The organism is Streptomyces sp. YJ-C3, assembly GCF_053891275.1.
The window spans coordinates 7,585,284-7,600,670 of record NZ_CM132685.1 but is presented as its reverse complement, the minus strand read 5'-3'; the positions used below and the strand labels follow the sequence as shown (position 1 = coordinate 7,600,670).

General features: G+C 70.3%; 12 protein-coding genes and 2 tRNA genes. 10 read left to right on the top strand and 4 right to left on the bottom strand.

Annotation, left to right across the window (positions count from 1 at the left end; all coding sequences use genetic code 11):
- The first annotated feature begins 5 nt into the window (after positions 1 to 5).
- Genes ACVHNB_RS34340 through ACVHNB_RS34330 form a run of 3 tightly spaced genes read left to right on the top strand, consistent with a single transcriptional unit; the run spans position 6 to position 3,719 of the window.
- Positions 6 to 803, top strand: a complete 798-nt coding sequence (locus ACVHNB_RS34340) for an ABC transporter ATP-binding protein (RefSeq protein WP_456226670.1) — start codon at positions 6 to 8, stop codon at positions 801 to 803.
- Positions 803 to 3,250, top strand: a complete 2,448-nt coding sequence (locus ACVHNB_RS34335) for an ABC transporter permease (protein ID WP_456226669.1) — start codon at positions 803 to 805, stop codon at positions 3,248 to 3,250. The genes ACVHNB_RS34340 and ACVHNB_RS34335 overlap by 1 nt, the downstream gene beginning before the upstream one ends.
- Positions 3,251 to 3,278: 28 nt before the next feature.
- Complete coding sequence (locus tag ACVHNB_RS34330) at positions 3,279 to 3,719, top strand: HD domain-containing protein (RefSeq protein WP_428954698.1); 441 nt, start codon at positions 3,279 to 3,281, stop codon at positions 3,717 to 3,719.
- A 10-nt stretch (positions 3,720 to 3,729) separates the two neighbouring features.
- On the opposite strand, the gene ACVHNB_RS34325 is transcribed toward ACVHNB_RS34330, so the two are convergent.
- Entirely contained in the window at positions 3,730 to 4,911 is a 1,182-nt protein-coding gene (locus ACVHNB_RS34325; RefSeq protein ID WP_456226668.1) for an acyltransferase family protein, read from the bottom strand.
- A 678-nt stretch (positions 4,912 to 5,589) separates the two neighbouring features.
- Between ACVHNB_RS34325 and ACVHNB_RS34320 the strand changes: the two genes are divergently transcribed.
- Positions 5,590 to 5,784, top strand: coding sequence for a hypothetical protein (locus ACVHNB_RS34320; protein ID WP_161301056.1), 195 nt, complete (start codon positions 5,590 to 5,592; stop codon positions 5,782 to 5,784).
- 89 nt (positions 5,785 to 5,873) lie between these two features.
- Here the strand turns inward: ACVHNB_RS34320 and ACVHNB_RS34315 are convergent.
- Positions 5,874 to 5,944, bottom strand: a tRNA-Gly gene (locus ACVHNB_RS34315).
- 151 nt (positions 5,945 to 6,095) lie between these two features.
- On the opposite strand from ACVHNB_RS34315, the gene ACVHNB_RS34310 reads away from it, so the two are divergent.
- The 5 genes from ACVHNB_RS34310 to clpX all read left to right on the top strand — a co-directional run bounded on the left by ACVHNB_RS34310 (position 6,096) and on the right by clpX (position 10,792).
- A tRNA-Pro gene (locus tag ACVHNB_RS34310) sits at positions 6,096 to 6,172 on the top strand.
- A gap of 173 nt (positions 6,173 to 6,345) precedes the next feature.
- Positions 6,346 to 7,719, top strand: a complete 1,374-nt coding sequence (gene tig, locus ACVHNB_RS34305) for a trigger factor (RefSeq protein WP_428954700.1) — start codon at positions 6,346 to 6,348, stop codon at positions 7,717 to 7,719.
- Between the two features lie 270 nt (positions 7,720 to 7,989).
- Positions 7,990 to 8,595: an ATP-dependent Clp protease proteolytic subunit gene (locus tag ACVHNB_RS34300; protein WP_394438312.1), complete on the top strand. Its 606-nt coding sequence runs from the start codon at positions 7,990 to 7,992 to the stop codon at positions 8,593 to 8,595.
- Between the two features lie 65 nt (positions 8,596 to 8,660).
- Positions 8,661 to 9,320, top strand: a complete 660-nt coding sequence (locus tag ACVHNB_RS34295; protein WP_164303251.1) for an ATP-dependent Clp protease proteolytic subunit — start codon at positions 8,661 to 8,663, stop codon at positions 9,318 to 9,320.
- A gap of 185 nt (positions 9,321 to 9,505) precedes the next feature.
- On the top strand, positions 9,506 to 10,792 hold the full coding sequence (gene clpX, locus ACVHNB_RS34290) for an ATP-dependent Clp protease ATP-binding subunit ClpX (RefSeq protein WP_428954701.1): 1,287 nt from the start codon (positions 9,506 to 9,508) through the stop codon (positions 10,790 to 10,792).
- Positions 10,793 to 10,878: 86 nt separating this feature from the next.
- Here clpX and ACVHNB_RS34285 read toward each other — a convergent pair whose 3' ends face one another.
- The gene (locus tag ACVHNB_RS34285) at positions 10,879 to 11,868 is read right to left on the bottom strand and encodes a hypothetical protein (protein WP_456226667.1); all 990 of its coding nucleotides are present in this window, start codon (positions 11,866 to 11,868) and stop codon (positions 10,879 to 10,881) included.
- Positions 11,869 to 11,983: 115 nt separating this feature from the next.
- Between ACVHNB_RS34285 and ACVHNB_RS34280 the strand changes: the two genes are divergently transcribed.
- On the top strand, positions 11,984 to 14,614 hold the full coding sequence (locus ACVHNB_RS34280) for a valine--tRNA ligase (RefSeq protein ID WP_428954703.1): 2,631 nt from the start codon (positions 11,984 to 11,986) through the stop codon (positions 14,612 to 14,614).
- A 72-nt stretch (positions 14,615 to 14,686) separates the two neighbouring features.
- Here the strand turns inward: ACVHNB_RS34280 and ACVHNB_RS34275 are convergent, their stop codons facing one another.
- Positions 14,687 to 15,247 carry a hypothetical protein gene (locus ACVHNB_RS34275; RefSeq protein ID WP_428954704.1) on the bottom strand — a complete coding sequence of 187 codons (561 nt, stop codon included), beginning with the start codon at positions 15,245 to 15,247 and terminating at the stop codon, positions 14,687 to 14,689.
- Between the last annotated feature and the right edge of the window lie 140 nt (positions 15,248 to 15,387).

Below are 15,387 nucleotides of genomic sequence, written 5' to 3'. Positions count from 1 at the left end.
CGACCATGGGCCTGCGGAAGAAGCGGCACGACGAGCCGGAGACACCCCGCGGCGACGGCTGGGCCGTGGAACTGCGCGGTGTGCGCCGCCGGTACGGCCGCGGCAGCGGAGCCGTGCACGCCCTGCGGGGCATCGAACTCGCCCTGCCCAGCGGCACGTTCACCGCCGTGATGGGCCCCTCCGGCTCCGGCAAGTCCACGTTCCTGCAGTGCGCCGCCGGACTCGACCGGCCCACCGAAGGCACCGTCGCCCTCGGCGGCACCACCATCACCGGCATGAGCGAGAACAAGCTCACCGCCCTGCGCCGCACCCGCCTCGGCTTCGTCTTCCAGGCCTTCAACCTGCTGCCCTCGCTCACCGTCGAGCAGAACGTGCTGCTCCCGATGCGCCTGGCCGGACGCCGACCCGACAAGCGCCGCGCGGCGGAGGTCCTCGCGCAGGTCGGCCTCGCCGACAAGGGCCGGCGCCGCCCCGGCCAGCTCTCCGGCGGCCAGCAGCAGCGCGTCGCCATCGCCCGCGCCCTCGTCACGAGCCCCGACGTGATCTTCGCCGACGAGCCGACCGGAGCCCTGGACACCACGACCGCCGCGGAGATCCTGGGACTCCTGCGCTCCGCCGTCGACCGCATGGGCGCCACCGTCGTCATGGTCACGCACGACCCGGCGGCCGCCACCCACGCGGACCGCGTCCTGTTCCTCGCCGACGGCGCGATCGTCGACCACCTGGAGGGCGCCGGAGCGGACCGCATCGCCGCCCGCATGAGCACCCTGACCGCCCGTACGCCGGCGGGGGCGGCCGCGTGATGTTCCGCCCCAACGGGCTGGCCCGCGCCGCCGTCCGCTTCAAGCCGGCCGCCTTCGCCGGCACGTTCGTCGCCCTGATGATGTCCGCCCTGATCGTCTCGGCCTGCGGCATCCTCCTGGAGACGGGCCTGCGCGCCTCGGTCCCGGCCGGGCGCTACGCGGGCGCCCCCGTCGTGGCCGCCGCCGACCAGCGCGCCCACTACGTGACCGGCTCCGGCGAGGACCGCGAGGACGAGGCGGTCCCGCTCCCGGACCGCGCCCGCCTCGACGACGCGCTGGTCGCGAAGGCGGCATCGGCCCCCGGGGCACGCAGAGCGGTCGCCGACATCACCTTCCCCGTCCAGCGCGACGGCGCGTCCGTCACCGCGCACAACTGGGGCTCCACCGCCTTCACCGGCGACCGGCTGACGGCGGGCCGCGCCCCGGGCACCGGCGAGGTCGTCCTGTCCGGCGCCCGGGTCGGCGACCGCGTCACGCTGACCACACCCGAGGGCGAGCGCACGTACCGCGTCTCGGGCACCGCACAGACACCCGCCTCCGCCTGGTTCACGGACTCCGAAGCCCTCGGTGCGTCGGGACACCCGGGCCGTATCGACGCGATCGCCGTGCTCCCGAAGGACGGCGTCGCCGCGGACACCCTCAAGTCCCAGGTGGCACACGCCCTTTCGGGTACGTCCGGCGTCCAGGTGCACACCGGGGACGACCGCGGCGCCGCCGAGAGCGGCGCGCTCGCCTACGCCAAGGAGAACCTCACCGGGATCGGCGGCTCCTTCGGCGGCATCGCCACGGTCGTCGCCGTGTTCACCGCGGCCGGCACGGTCGCCCTCTCCGTCGGCCAACGCGCCCGCGAATACGCCCTGTTGCGCGCCATCGGCACCACCCCGCGCCAGATCCGCCGCAGCATCGCCACCGAGACCCTCCTGGTCGCCCCGCTCGCCGGCGCCCTCGGCTGCCTGCCCGGCATCGCCCTGGCCCGCTGGTGGTTCGGCCGGCTCCGGGCCAAGGGCGCGGTCCCCGAGGCCGTACACCTCTCGGTCTCCTACGTGCCGCTGCTCACCGCCGTCGGCACGGCCCTGCTCACCGGCCTGTTCGCCGGGTACCTGGCGGCCCGCCGCCCCTCCCGCATCAAGCCGGGCCAGGCCCTGGCCGAGGCGTCCACCGAGCGGCTGCGACCCGGCTGGATCCGGACGCCGCTGGGCATCGCCGCCGCGGTGGGCGGCGTCGTCCTCGCGGCCCTCGCCGCCACCCTCAGCGGCGAGGACGCGGCCAACGCGGCGCTCGGCATCGTCATGCTCTTCATGCTCGCGGTGGCACTGCTCGGCCCGCTCGTGGCCCGGCTGTGCGCCGCGCTGTTCGGCCTCCCGCTGCGCGGCGCGGGCGCGTCCGCCTCACTCGCGGCCGCCAACTCCCGCACGAACGCCCGCCGGCTGGCCTCCGCGATCACCCCCCTCGTCCTCGCGATGGCCTTCTCCTCGGTGCTGGTCTTCATGCACACGAGCGAGGACCACGCCGCCGCGGGCCAGCAGAAGGCGGGCATCACGGCCGACCACATCGTCACGGCGGACGCGGGCCTGGCGCCGGACGCCGTCGACCGGGCGGCGGGCACCTCCGGCGTCACCTCCGCCGTCGGCCTGCTCAGGACCGCGGTCCTGGTCCCGGCGGGCTCCGGCGGCGACCGCTGGCTGGAGCCGGCGTCCGCCCAGGCGGTCAGCGGCACGGCGAAGGACCTGTCCCGGGTCCAGGACCTGAAGGTGACCCGGGGCGCCATCGACCTCGCGGATCCCGGCAAGATCGCTCTGGACGCGTCCCTCGCCCGCAGCGCGCACGTCCGGGTCGGCGACCGCCTCCACCTCCGGCTCCCCGACGGCACGAAAGCGTCCTTGACGGTCTCGGCGACGTACGCACGCGGCCTCGGCCTCTCCCAGGTCACCCTGTCCCGCGCGGCCCTGACCGGCCACGTCACCGACCCGTACGACACCGAGCTGTGGGCGAAGGGCGGCACGGCCGCGTCGCTGTCGGCCCTCGGCACCCCGCTCGCCCGCGCCGACTACACCACGGCCCGGTCCCTGGACCGCGAGCTCAACGCCTGGGCCAACACCACCATGGCCGCGGTGCTCGGCGGCTTCGCCGCGATCGCCGCCGTCAACACCCTGGTCATGACGGTCCTCGACCGCCGCCGCGAACTCGGCACGCTCCGCCTGATCGGCTCCACCCGCCGCCAGGTGCTCCGCATGATCCGCTGGGAGGCGCTGCTGGTGGCCTGCGCCGGCATCGCGCTGGGCACGGGGATCGCGCTCGCCACGCTGATCCCGATGATGAACGGCCTGACCGGCCAGAACCCGTACGTCCCACCGCTGCTGTACGGGTCCTTCGCGGGAGCGGCGCTGGTGCTGGGCCTGGCGGCGACGGCCTTCCCGGCCCGGTGGGCGCTGCGGGGCACTGCCTGAGGGACGCGGTTCCCCCTACGCTCGCCGCATGCTCACGTTGACGGAAGTAGAGGCACTGGTCAGGCGGGCCCACGAGGGACAGACGGACAAGGCCGGGCGGCCCTACGCCGAGCACCTGCACGCCGTGGCCGACGGGGTGCGCCGGCGCGGCGGCACCGAGGCCCAGATCGCGGCGGCCTGGCTGCACGACGCGGTCGAGGACGACGCCCTCACGGCCGGCTGGCTGGCAGCCGCGGCGCTCCCGGAGGAGACCAAGGCGATGGTCCTGGCCCTGACGAAGCGCGCGGGCGAGCCCCCGGAGGCGTACGCGCGGCGCATCCTGGCGACGCCCGGCGCCCGGCTGGTCAAGGAGGCGGACCTGGCCCACAACGCGGACCCGGCCCGCCTCGCCGTCCTGGACGCACCGACGCGGGACCGCCTGACCCGGAAGTACGCGACGATGCGCGCGCTGCTGGGCCTGGAGGCGTAGCGGACAGGCGCTAGGCCTTCTGGCGCTGCCGGGCCAGGTCCGCGGCGTCCTTCTTGAAGGCCCACTCCATCTTCGGCTCCATGGCGAACCGGAAGATCCGCTGCACGGGCGGCGTGCACAGCACGGTCACGATGACCGCGGCGGCGAGCGTGACGGCGATCTCCCCGTACGGCTTGTGCACCCAGTCCGCGTCGAACCAGCCCCAGAACCGGGACCCCTTCGCCAGGAACCCGTGCAGGAGGTACCCGTACAGCGTTCCGGCGCCGAGCACCGTGAACCACATCTTCCGCCCCGGCACCCAGGCGAAGAAGCACGCGGTGAGCACCAGCGAGCAGCCGAGCAGGGCGAGCGTCATGACGACACCGGCCCACCACGGGGCGCCCAGCTCCTGGGCGCTGTCGCGGTGGTAGAACCACGCGGACGTCATCCGCGGAGCGGCCCAGTACGCCAGCACGAGGGCGCAGGCCGCGATCGGCACGGACAGGATCCGCACCTCGCGCCGCCGCACCAGCTGGAAGTGCTCCGGCTTCATGAACAGCCCGAGCACGAAGAAGGGGAGGAACTGCAGGACGCGCTGCAGGTCCAGGTCGTCGCCGATGTCGGGCGAGACGGACGCGAGCACGGCGATCCCGAGGGCGACCGGGACCGGCCAGCGGATGACCTTCCACAGCGGCGTGGTGAGCCGCCAGATGAACAGCGCGACCAGGAACCACGTCAGGAACCAGGGGTCGAGCAGGCTGAACGGGTAGTCGGGGTCGTCCCCGGCGGTCCGCTTGAAGATCGTGTACGCGACCTCGAAGAGGACGTAGGGCACGGCGACGCCCGTGATCAGCCGCCTGAGCCGGTCCGGCCGCATGTCGAAGCTGCGCGAGAAGTAGCCGGAGATGATGATGAACGCCGGCATGTGGAACGTGTACACGATCATGTACAGCGCTTCGGCGGTGCGGCTGCCGTCCGTCAGGGGTTCCCAGCAGTGGCCCATCGCGACGAACACGATGGCCAGGTACTTGGCGTTGTCGAAGAACGCGTCCCGCTGCTTCGGCTTGGCGCCGGCGGGCGGAGCGGGGGCCGGCGCCGAGGTGGGGGGCGGCGCGGCGGCGGGGGACGGGGCAGTGGTGTCGCGGGGGGACGTCACCGAGGCCGCGGGCAGCGGGCTGCGGTGCGAGCCGTGCGGGTACAGCGAGTTGGTCACAGGCCCTCCCACCAGGAACTCGGGGAGAAGATCCGGGGCCGCACTGCGCCGGCGGGGGTCATGGCAGTGTGGAACATCTGAGGCACCCTAGCGGCGCCTGTGCGATTTCGTAAAACTCTCAACTCGAATCCTCCTTATCGCCTCCGGCTACCCCGGATTCGAAGAAGTCGTCATGACGTCGTACGACACGGGGTTATGGCCGACGCATTGCCGATCTGTCCGGTATCGCACAGCTAATCCCTCTTAAATACCGCATAATGCCCGCCGAACCCTCCGGTCGATTGTCCGTTTCGCCGGTAATCGCAGGTCCGTCGACGAGGCCGAATATCGGATCGGTATTCGGCCGGTGAATCCTGCGGATTTCCTGTGGGTGCCCCGAGGGGAAAGTGCGGGAAAACCGGGTGTGGCATGCGAGGGGCATGTGTGCGCCGCATGTGCGCCGATGGAAACGATCAAGCCGAATTCCGACCCTCCGGGCGCCCCGTGGCCCGGCCGCCGGCATGCGCTGTCCGTGCGCCCCAAGGGCCCGCGGCCCCCGCGCCCCTACGCGCGCGTGGCCGACGATGCGTCACCGACCGCATACAGACGCCGCGTTGGTGGCACGATGGTTCTGGCGGGGGGTGTGTGGGGCTGTGCCCCCCGGGCCGGGAGAGCGGACCGACCTAGGGTGTGATCAGTGTGGCCATTTCGCTGTCAGTAGTGCTGTTGTTGGCGATCGTCCTCGTCGTCTTGATGCGGGGCGGCTCGATCAAGGCGGGGCCCGCCATAGTGGCGGTGCTCTTCGGCTTCTTCCTGGCGTCGACCGGAATGGCCCCCGCGATCAACAACTTCCTCAACTCCGTCGCGTCCAGCATCAGCGCGATCAATTTCTGAGCGCCGATGAGCGGATCACAGGCCGGGGAGCAGCAAAAAGCCCCCGGCCCGGTCCACTGTGCGGAACCGGGCCGGAGGCCTTGATCAAGAGCGGGCGACGGGAATCGAACCCGCGTAGCTAGTTTGGAAGACTAGGGCTCTACCATTGAGCTACGCCCGCACGGTGTGCGCCGCGGATCACCGATCGCGGCACGGAAGGCATCGTAGCGGGTCCGGGGCCCCGGACGCACACCCCATTGCCGCCCTCTGCGTCGCGCAGGCAATGCGGGAGCCGCACTGCCTGCGGGCATGTACCCTACGTGTCGCACCGACGGGGTGTGGCGCAGCTTGGTAGCGCGTCCGCTTTGGGAGCGGAAGGCCGTGGGTTCAAATCCCGCCACCCCGACCAGCGTTGCCGTGCCGGCACGACGCCCGCGGCCCCTCTCCGAGCTTCTCCGCCGGTATCGGCTTCAAGATCGCATTGTGGGTGTGCTCCGGCGTGCCGTTACTATGCAAGCTGCATGCCCGTGTGTCTCTAAGCCGGGCACGATCCCTAAAGTCAGCCCCCAAGGAGACCGAACCGTGAAGAGCGCCGTCGAGACCCTGAACCCGACCCGGGTTCGGCTCAGCATTGAGGTGCCCTTCGAGGAGCTCAAGGACAGCCTCGACGCGGCGTACAAGAAGATCAACCAGCAGGTCACGGTGAAGGGCTTCCGCAAGGGCAAGATCCCGGCCCGCGTCATCGACCAGCGGTTCGGCCGCGGTGCGGTGCTGGAGGAGGCCGTCAACGACGCGCTTCCGAAGTTCTACACCGAGGCTGTCAACGAGGCGGAGCTCAACGTCCTCGGCCAGCCCGAGGTCGACATCACGGAGCTGAAGGACGGCGAGACGCTGAACTTCACCGCCGAGGTGGACGTCCGTCCGGCCATCGAGATCCCGGACTACTCCGGCATCGAGGTCGAGGTCGACGCCGTCGAGGTCACCGACGAGGACGTCGAGAAGTCCGTGGAGCAGCTCCGTGAGCGCTTCGCCTCGACCTCCCCGGTCGAGCGCGCCGCCGAGGACGGCGACGTCGTGACGATCGACCTGGAGGCCAAGGTCGAGGGCGAGGTCCTCGAGGACGGCGTCGCCTCCGGCGTCTCCTACACCATCGGTTCCGGCGAGCTCCTCGACGGCATCGACGAGGCCGTGAAGGGCCTGGAGGCCGGTGGCGAGGCCACCTTCACCTCCGAGCTCAAGGGCGGCTCCGCCGAGGGCAAGGAGGCCGAGGTCACCGTCAAGGTCACCCAGGTCGCCGCCCGTGAACTCCCGGCCCTGGACGACGAGTTCGCCCAGCTCGCCTCCGAGTTCGACACCCTCGACGAGCTGCAGGCCGACAGCCGCAAGCGCCTCGAGAACATGAAGCAGTACGACCAGGCCACGCAGGCCCAGGAGCGCGTCCTGGAGAAGCTGCTCGAGCTGGTCGAGGTCCCCGTTCCCGAGAAGCTGCTCGAGGACGAGGTCCAGACCCGCAAGCACAACCTCGAGCACCACCAGCTCGGCCAGATGGGCCTCGACATCGAGAAGTACCTCGAGATCCAGGGCAAGACGGTCGAGGAGTTCGACGCCGAGACCCGCGAGCAGGCCATCAAGGGCATCAAGACGCAGTTCGTCCTCGACGAGCTCGTCAACAAGGAGAAGCTGAACGTGAACCAGGAGGAGCTCACCGAGCACCTCATGCGTCGCGCCGCCTCCTCCGGCATGTCCCCCGACCAGTTCGCCCAGGCCGTCGTCGAGGGCGGCCAGGTCCCGATGCTGGTCGGCGAGGTCGCCCGCGGCAAGGCTCTTGCCGTGGTCGTCGAGGCCGCCACCGTCAAGGACACCAACGGTGAGGTCGTCGACCTGGAGGACGACGAGGAGGAGGCCGTCGAGGCCGCCGCCGAGACCTCCGCCGACGAGGAGAAGGCCGAGGCCTGAGCCTCCCTTTAAGTCACACACGACAGGCCCCCGGGACACGATCCAGTCCCGGGGGTCTGTCGCACCCTGCCGCACAGGCCCCTCCGGCAAGCGGCGGCATGCGCTCACAGCGAACAGTTCCTTCTGCGGGATTCCCCGGGGGGAGCTGCGCGTTAGGGTCCATGAATACGAGGGCAGGGGAGTCTCCGAGCGAGGGCCCCCGGCCTCAGTTAGAGACGCGAGACGGCACGTGGCCGTCAGAGACGAGCAGGTGGATACGTGACGAATCTGATGCCTTCCGCCGCCGGCGAGCCGTCCATCGGTGGTGGCCTCGGCGACCATGTCTACAACCGGCTGCTCGGCGAGCGGATCATCTTCCTCGGCCAGCAGGTCGACGACGACATCGCGAACAAGATCACCGCGCAGATGCTGCTCCTTGCCGCCGACCCGGACAAGGACATCTACCTCTACATCAACAGCCCCGGCGGCTCGGTGACGGCCGGCATGGCGATCTACGACACCATGCAGTACATCCCGAACGACGTGATCACGATCGGTATGGGCATGGCGGCCTCGATGGGCCAGTTCCTGCTCACCGGAGGCACGGCGGGCAAGCGCTTCGCGCTGCCGCACACCGACATCCTGATGCACCAGGGTTCCGCGGGCATCGGCGGTACGGCCTCGGACGTGAAGATCCAGGCCGAGTACCTGCTGCGCACGAAGCAGCGCATGGCCGAGATCACCGCCCGGCACTCCGGTCAGACCGTCGAGGCGATCATCCGTGACGGTGACCGCGACCGCTGGTTCACCACCGAGGAGGCCAAGGAGTACGGCCTCATCGACGAGATCATCTCTGCCGCTACGGGTGTTCCGGGCGGCGGCGGCACGGGCGCCTGATCGGGATTCCGATCGAGCACCGGCCCCAAGCCCACTGCCTCCCTCACCAGGACGGAACACCGACCATGAACAACATCCCCGGCAGCGGCCTCTACACGGGCCCGCAGGTCGACAACCGCTACGTGATCCCGCGCTTCGTCGAGCGCACCTCGCAGGGCGTGCGTGAGTACGACCCGTACGCGAAGCTGTTCGAGGAGCGCGTGATCTTCCTCGGCGTGCAGATCGACGACGCCTCCGCCAACGACGTCATGGCGCAGCTGCTGTGCCTGGAGTCGATGGACCCGGACCGCGACATCTCCATCTACATCAACAGCCCCGGCGGCTCGTTCACGGCCCTCACGGCCATCTACGACACGATGCAGTTCGTGAAGCCGGACATCCAGACGGTCTGCATGGGCCAGGCCGCCTCGGCCGCCGCGGTCCTGCTCGCCGCCGGCACCCCGGGCAAGCGCATGGCGCTGCCGAACGCCCGCGTGCTGATCCACCAGCCCTCCGGCGGCACCGGCCGCGAGCAGCTCTCCGACCTGGAGATCGCGGCCAACGAGATCCTCCGGATGCGTACGCAGCTGGAAGAGATGCTGGCCAAGCACTCGACGACCCCGCTGGAGAAGATCAGCGAGGACATCGAGCGCGACAAGATCCTGACGGCCGAGGACGCGCTCGCGTACGGCCTGGTCGACCAGATCATCTCGACGCGCAAGATGAACAACGAGGCAATCGCCTGACAAGGCGTTGTATCGTCTGCCACTCCCCGGCACGGTTCACCGGGCGTTCAGAGGTTCTCGACAGGACCTCGTCAAAGTGAACCGTGCCAAGGGGGGCCCGAACGGGGGGCCCGGCAAGGTACCGTCGGATACAGGCACCAGGAGCCGCTGAACGTGGCGTCTCCCAGGCGAAGGGGAAGCACCTCGTGGCACGCATCGGTGACGGCGGCGATCTGCTCAAGTGCTCGTTCTGCGGAAAGAGCCAGAAGCAGGTCAAGAAGCTCATCGCAGGCCCCGGTGTATACATCTGCGACGAGTGCATCGACCTCTGCAACGAGATCATCGAGGAAGAGCTCGCGGAGACGAGCGAAGTGCGCTGGGAGGAACTGCCCAAGCCGCGCGAGATCTACGAGTTCCTCGAGGGCTACGTCGTAGGCCAGGAGGCCGCCAAGAAGGCGCTCTCCGTGGCGGTCTACAACCACTACAAGCGCGTCCAGGCCGGAGAGAACGGCGGGGCGGCGGGCCGTGACGACGCGATCGAACTCGCGAAGTCCAACATCCTGCTCCTCGGCCCGACCGGCTCGGGCAAGACACTCCTCGCGCAGACGCTGGCGCGCATGCTCAACGTCCCGTTCGCCATCGCCGACGCGACGGCGCTCACGGAGGCGGGCTACGTCGGCGAGGACGTCGAGAACATCCTGCTGAAGCTCATCCAGGCCGCCGACTACGACGTCAAGAAGGCCGAGACGGGCATCATCTACATCGACGAGATCGACAAGGTGGCCCGGAAGTCCGAGAACCCGTCGATCACGCGCGACGTGTCGGGCGAGGGCGTCCAGCAGGCCCTGCTGAAGATCCTCGAAGGGACCACGGCCTCGGTCCCGCCGCAGGGCGGCCGCAAGCACCCGCACCAAGAGTTCATTCAGATCGACACCACGAATGTCCTCTTCATCGTGGGCGGCGCCTTCGCCGGCCTGGAGAAGATCATCGAGTCGCGGGCCGGCGCCAAGGGCATCGGCTTCGGCGCGACGATCCACTCCAAGCGCGAGCTGGAGGAGAAGGACCAGTTCCAGGAGGTCATGCCGGAGGACCTGGTGAAGTTCGGGATGATCCCCGAGTTCATCGGCCGTCTTCCCGTCATCACCTCGGTCCACAACCTCGACCGCGAGGCCCTGCTCCAGATCCTCGTCGAGCCGCGCAACGCGCTGGTGAAGCAGTACCAGCGCCTCTTCGAACTCGACGGCGTGGAGCTGGACTTCGAGCGCGAGGCCCTGGAGGCCATCGCCGACCAGGCCATCCTGCGCCGCACCGGAGCGCGCGGCCTGCGCGCCATCATGGAGGAAGTCCTCCAGTCGGTGATGTACGAGGTCCCGTCGAGGAAGGACGTCGCACGCGTGGTCATCACCGCCGACGCCGTTCACTCGAACGTGAACCCGACGCTGATTCCGCGGGATGCGCGGGGGAGCGGCAGCGGGGAGCAGAAGTCGGCGTAGCGGTACGCGGGTCGACACGAGACGCGAGAGGGGCCCTGGCCGGACATCCGGCCAGGGCCCCTCTTCATGCGTTCACGGCGGTGGGGTCACGCCGGGACGCGGACCTCCTTGCGGAGCTTCACGGCGATCTCCGAGGACGCCTTCAGGTCGGGCGTCTTGCCGGACATCATGTCCGCGATCTCAAGAGGAATGACCACGGCGGCGGTGCTGTGGTCGCCCCAGATGCAGACGGGCATGTGGATCGACTTGGGAGTTCCGGCACTGCTGGACGAGGTGTCCGTGTTCTCGTACTGCATCTCCTGGCACTTCAGGATGTAGTCGTCCGTGCTGTAGTTCGTGGGGCTGCCGACGAGCTTGGCTTTGCCCTCGCTGTCGCCCTCGTCCTTCGCCGCCTGGAGGGTCGCCTTGGCGAACATGCCGTCGACGACCTTCTCGGGATCGTCGATCTCCCCGTAGGCGCCGGTGAACTGCATCACCTTGCCGGCCAACGGGTTGGAGGTGTCCTTGACCTCGTAGGAGGCGTTGACGGACTTTCCGTTCTTCAGGCCGTTCTTCTCGGCGTCCTTCATGTCCTGCTCGTCGAAGCCGCCGGACGAGGAACTGGCGTCCTTCTTGTACTCGGTCAGCACCGTCGCCGGCGTCGTCAGCTTGTGCGCGCCGTCGTCGGCGACCGAGGCGCCGCCCCCGCCGAACACGAAGTAGGCGCCCACACCGATGGCGGCGACCACGGCCACCGCCGCGATGATGAGGCCCGTCTTCTTCTTGCCGCCGCCCTGCGGCGGAGCCGGCGGGTACTGGCCGTACGGGGCCTGCGGCTGCTGCCCGTAGGGGCCGGGGGCCTGGGGCTGGCTGTAGGGCTGCTGCGGCTGCGGGTGGCCGTAGCCGCCGGGCTGCTGGCCGTACGGTCCGGGCTGCTGAGGCGGGACACCGGGCGGGGCCTGCTGTGGGTACCCGTAGCCGGGCTGCGGGGCCTGGGGCTGCTGGCCGTACGGTCCGGGCTGCTGCGGCTGCTGGCCGTAGGGTCCGGGCTGCTGGGGCTGCTGGCCTCCGTACGGGCCCGGCTGGTTGTGGCTCATTACTGGGGTTCCCTCCCGAGGTTTATGTGCTTCCGACATCCTGACGTACGTGCGTGCGGTTCGGTCCCCCGGATTCGGTTTCAGTACGGGACTGTGACCCCTCTAAACTGGCCCCGTGACCGAGAACTCTCAGCAGCAGAACCCAGCGCCCACCTCCGAACTGCCGACCCAGTACGCGCCGGCCGAGGTAGAGGGGGCGCTGTACGAGCGCTGGGTAGAACGGGGCTACTTCACCGCTGACGCGAAGAGCGAGAAGGAGCCGTACACGATCGTCATCCCGCCGCCGAACGTGACCGGCGCGCTGCACCTGGGCCACGCGTTCCAGGTGACGCTCATGGACGCCCTCACGCGCCGCAAGCGCATGCAGGGCTTCGAGACCCTGTGGCTGCCCGGCATGGACCACGCCGGCATCGCGACGCAGAACAAGGTCGAGCAGCAGCTCGCCGAGGAGGGCAAGTCCCGGCACGACATCGGCCGTGACGCCTTCGTCGAGAAGACGTGGCAGTGGAAGAGCGAGTACGGCGGCCGGATCCTCGGCCAGCTCAAGCGCCTCGGCGCCGGCCTCGACTGGTCGCGCGAGCGGTTCACGATGGACGAGGGGCTGTCCCGCGCCGTCCAGAAGATCTTCAAGGACCTGTACGACGACGGGCTGATCTACCGCGCCGAGCGCATCATCAACTGGTGCCCGCGCTGCCTCACCGCCATCTCGGACATCGAGGTGGACTACCAGGACGACGACGGTGAGCTCGTCTCGCTGAAGTACGGCGAGGGCGACGAGACCGTGGTCGTCGCGACCACCCGTGTCGAGACGATGCTCGGTGACACCGCCGTGGCCGTCCACCCGGACGACGAGCGGTACGCGCATCTGATCGGCAAGCGGATCAAGCTGCCGCTGACCGACCGGACGATCCCGGTCGTCGCCGACACGCACGTCGACCCGGAGTTCGGGACCGGCGCCGTCAAGGTGACCCCGGCCCACGACCCGAACGACTTCGCGATCGGGCAGCGGCACGACCTTGAGACGCTGACCGTCATGGACGAGCGGGCGGTCATCACGGTGCCCGGTCCGTTCCAGGGCCTCGACCGGTTCGAGGCGCGCGCGGCGATCGTCGCCGCGCTGCGCGAGCAGGGCCGGATCGTCGCCGAGAAGCGCCCGTACGTCCACTCCGTCGGGCACTGCTCGCGCTGCAAGACCACCATCGAGCCGCGCCTGTCGCTGCAGTGGTGGGTCAAGGTCGAGACGCTGGCCAAGGCCGCCGGTGACGCGGTCCGTGACGGGCGCGTCGCCCTCCACCCGAAGGACATGGAGAAGCGGTACTTCGACTGGGTCGACAACCTCAACGACTGGTGCATCTCGCGGCAGTTGTGGTGGGGCCACCGCATCCCCGTCTGGTACGGGCCCGACGGCGAGGTCGTCTGTGTCGGCCCCGACGAGCAGCCGCCGGGCACCGAGGCCGAGGGCTGGACGCAGGACGAGGACGTCCTCGACACCTGGTTCTCGTCCGGTCTGTGGCCGTTCTCCACGCTGGGCTGGCCGGAGGAGACCGAGGACCTCGCGAAGTTCTATCCGACCGACGTCCTGCTGACCGGCCACGACATCATCTTCTTCTGGGTCGTCCGGATGATGATGTTCGGCCTGTACGCGATGGAGGACCAGGTCCCGTTCAAGACGGTCGCCCTGACCGGCCTGGTGCGCGACGAGTTCGGCAAGAAGATGTCGAAGTCGAACCCGAACGCGGTCGACCCCATCGACTGGATGAACGCGTACGGGTCGGACGCGGTCCGCTTCACCCTGGCCCGCGGCGCCAACCCCGGTGCCGACGTGCCGATCGGCGAGGACTGGGTCCAGGCCTCCCGGAACTTCGCCAACAAGATCTGGAACGCCACGCGCTTCGCGCTGATGAACGGCGCGACGATCGAGGGCCCGCTGCCCGCGCCGGAGCAGATGACGGCGACGGACCGCTGGATCCTGTCGCGGCTGAACAAGACGGTGGCCGAGGTCGACGCGTTCTACGACGACTTCCAGTTCGCCAAGGTCTCCGACTCGCTGTTCCACTACGCGTGGGACGAGGTCTTCGACTGGTACGTCGAGCTGTCGAAGACGACGTTCATGGCGGGCGGCGAGCCGGCCGAGGTGTCGGGCCGGGTCCTCGGCGAGGTCCTGGACGTGACGCTGCGGCTGCTGCACCCGATCGTGCCGTTCGTGACGGAGGCGCTGTGGACCACGCTGACCGGCGGTGACTCGGTCGTCGTCGCCGAGTGGCCCAAGGACAGTGGCTTCCGGGACGACGCCGCCGAGCGCGAGATCGAGACGGTCCAGCAGGTCGTCACCGAGGTCCGCCGGTTCAAGGGCGAGCAGGGCCTGAAGGCGGGCCAGCGCGTCCCGGCCCGGCTCACCCTGGACGGCACGGCGCTCGCCCCGCACGAGGCGGCCATCCGGCAGCTGCTGAAGCTGCAGCCGGAGGGCGACGCCTTCCAGGCGACGGCGACGCTGCCGGTCGCCGGTGCCGAGGTGGCGCTCGACCTGTCCGGCGCCATCGACGTGGCCGCCGAGCGCAAGCGTCTCGCCAAGGACCTCGCCGCCGCCGAGAAGGACAAGGCGCAGGCCGAGGGCAAGCTGGGCAACGAGAAATTCCTCGGCAAGGCACCGGAGAAGGTCGTCGAGGGCATCCGTGCGCGGCTGGCCAAGGCGGACGAGGACATCGCCCGTATCCAGGCGCAGTTGGAGCGACTGCCGCAGGCGTGAGTCATCGGCAGCGGAAGGCCCCGGAACCCATGGGTTCCGGGGCCTTCCCCGTGTCCGGGCCGGGCCCTGGCCTCAGGAGGCGGTGCTCAGGCCGAGGCGCCGCAACTCGACGTCGGCCAGGGCGTCCAGGACGGCCGGGTCCGCCTCCCGCCAGCCCTCGGCGAGCCGGCCCGGGCCCGCGTCGCTGAACCGGGCGAGCTCGTCGAGGGGGCGGACGAGGGCGCGCAGCGCGAGCAGCTCACGGCCGTCCTCGGTGGCGGCCAGTTCACGTGCCGCGGCGGCCTGCCGGGTCCAGCGGATCCGGCGCGGCAGCCACAGGGCGAGCAACAGGCCGACCGGGACGACGAACAGGGCGACGGCCGCGAGCACGGCGAGCGCCTGCACGGGCGCCGATCCGCTGGGCGCGGCGTCGGACAGCCGGTCGCCGGCCCGGGCGACGTCGTGCAGGGCGCCGGTCATCCGGGGGCCGAGCAGCGGGATGCGGGGCCGGGTGTGCGGGGCGGGGCGGGCGGCGACCGTGATGAGCCGGTGCGCGACGACCGCGGTCGCCGCCCAGCCCCCGACCCAGAGCAGAGCGGCGCCGTCGCCGAGGACCTGCCGGGCGCGGCGGCCGGGTTGATGTGCGTACCACATGGTCCGATTGGAACCCTGGCTGCGCCGGACGGGGGGTCACCGCGCCGAACGGCCTCACGGTTTACGGCAGATGGACGCGGCGTCCGCGCCCGCCGGCAGCCGGACCGTGTGCGGCCCCGGACCGACGGGGCCGCGGCCCG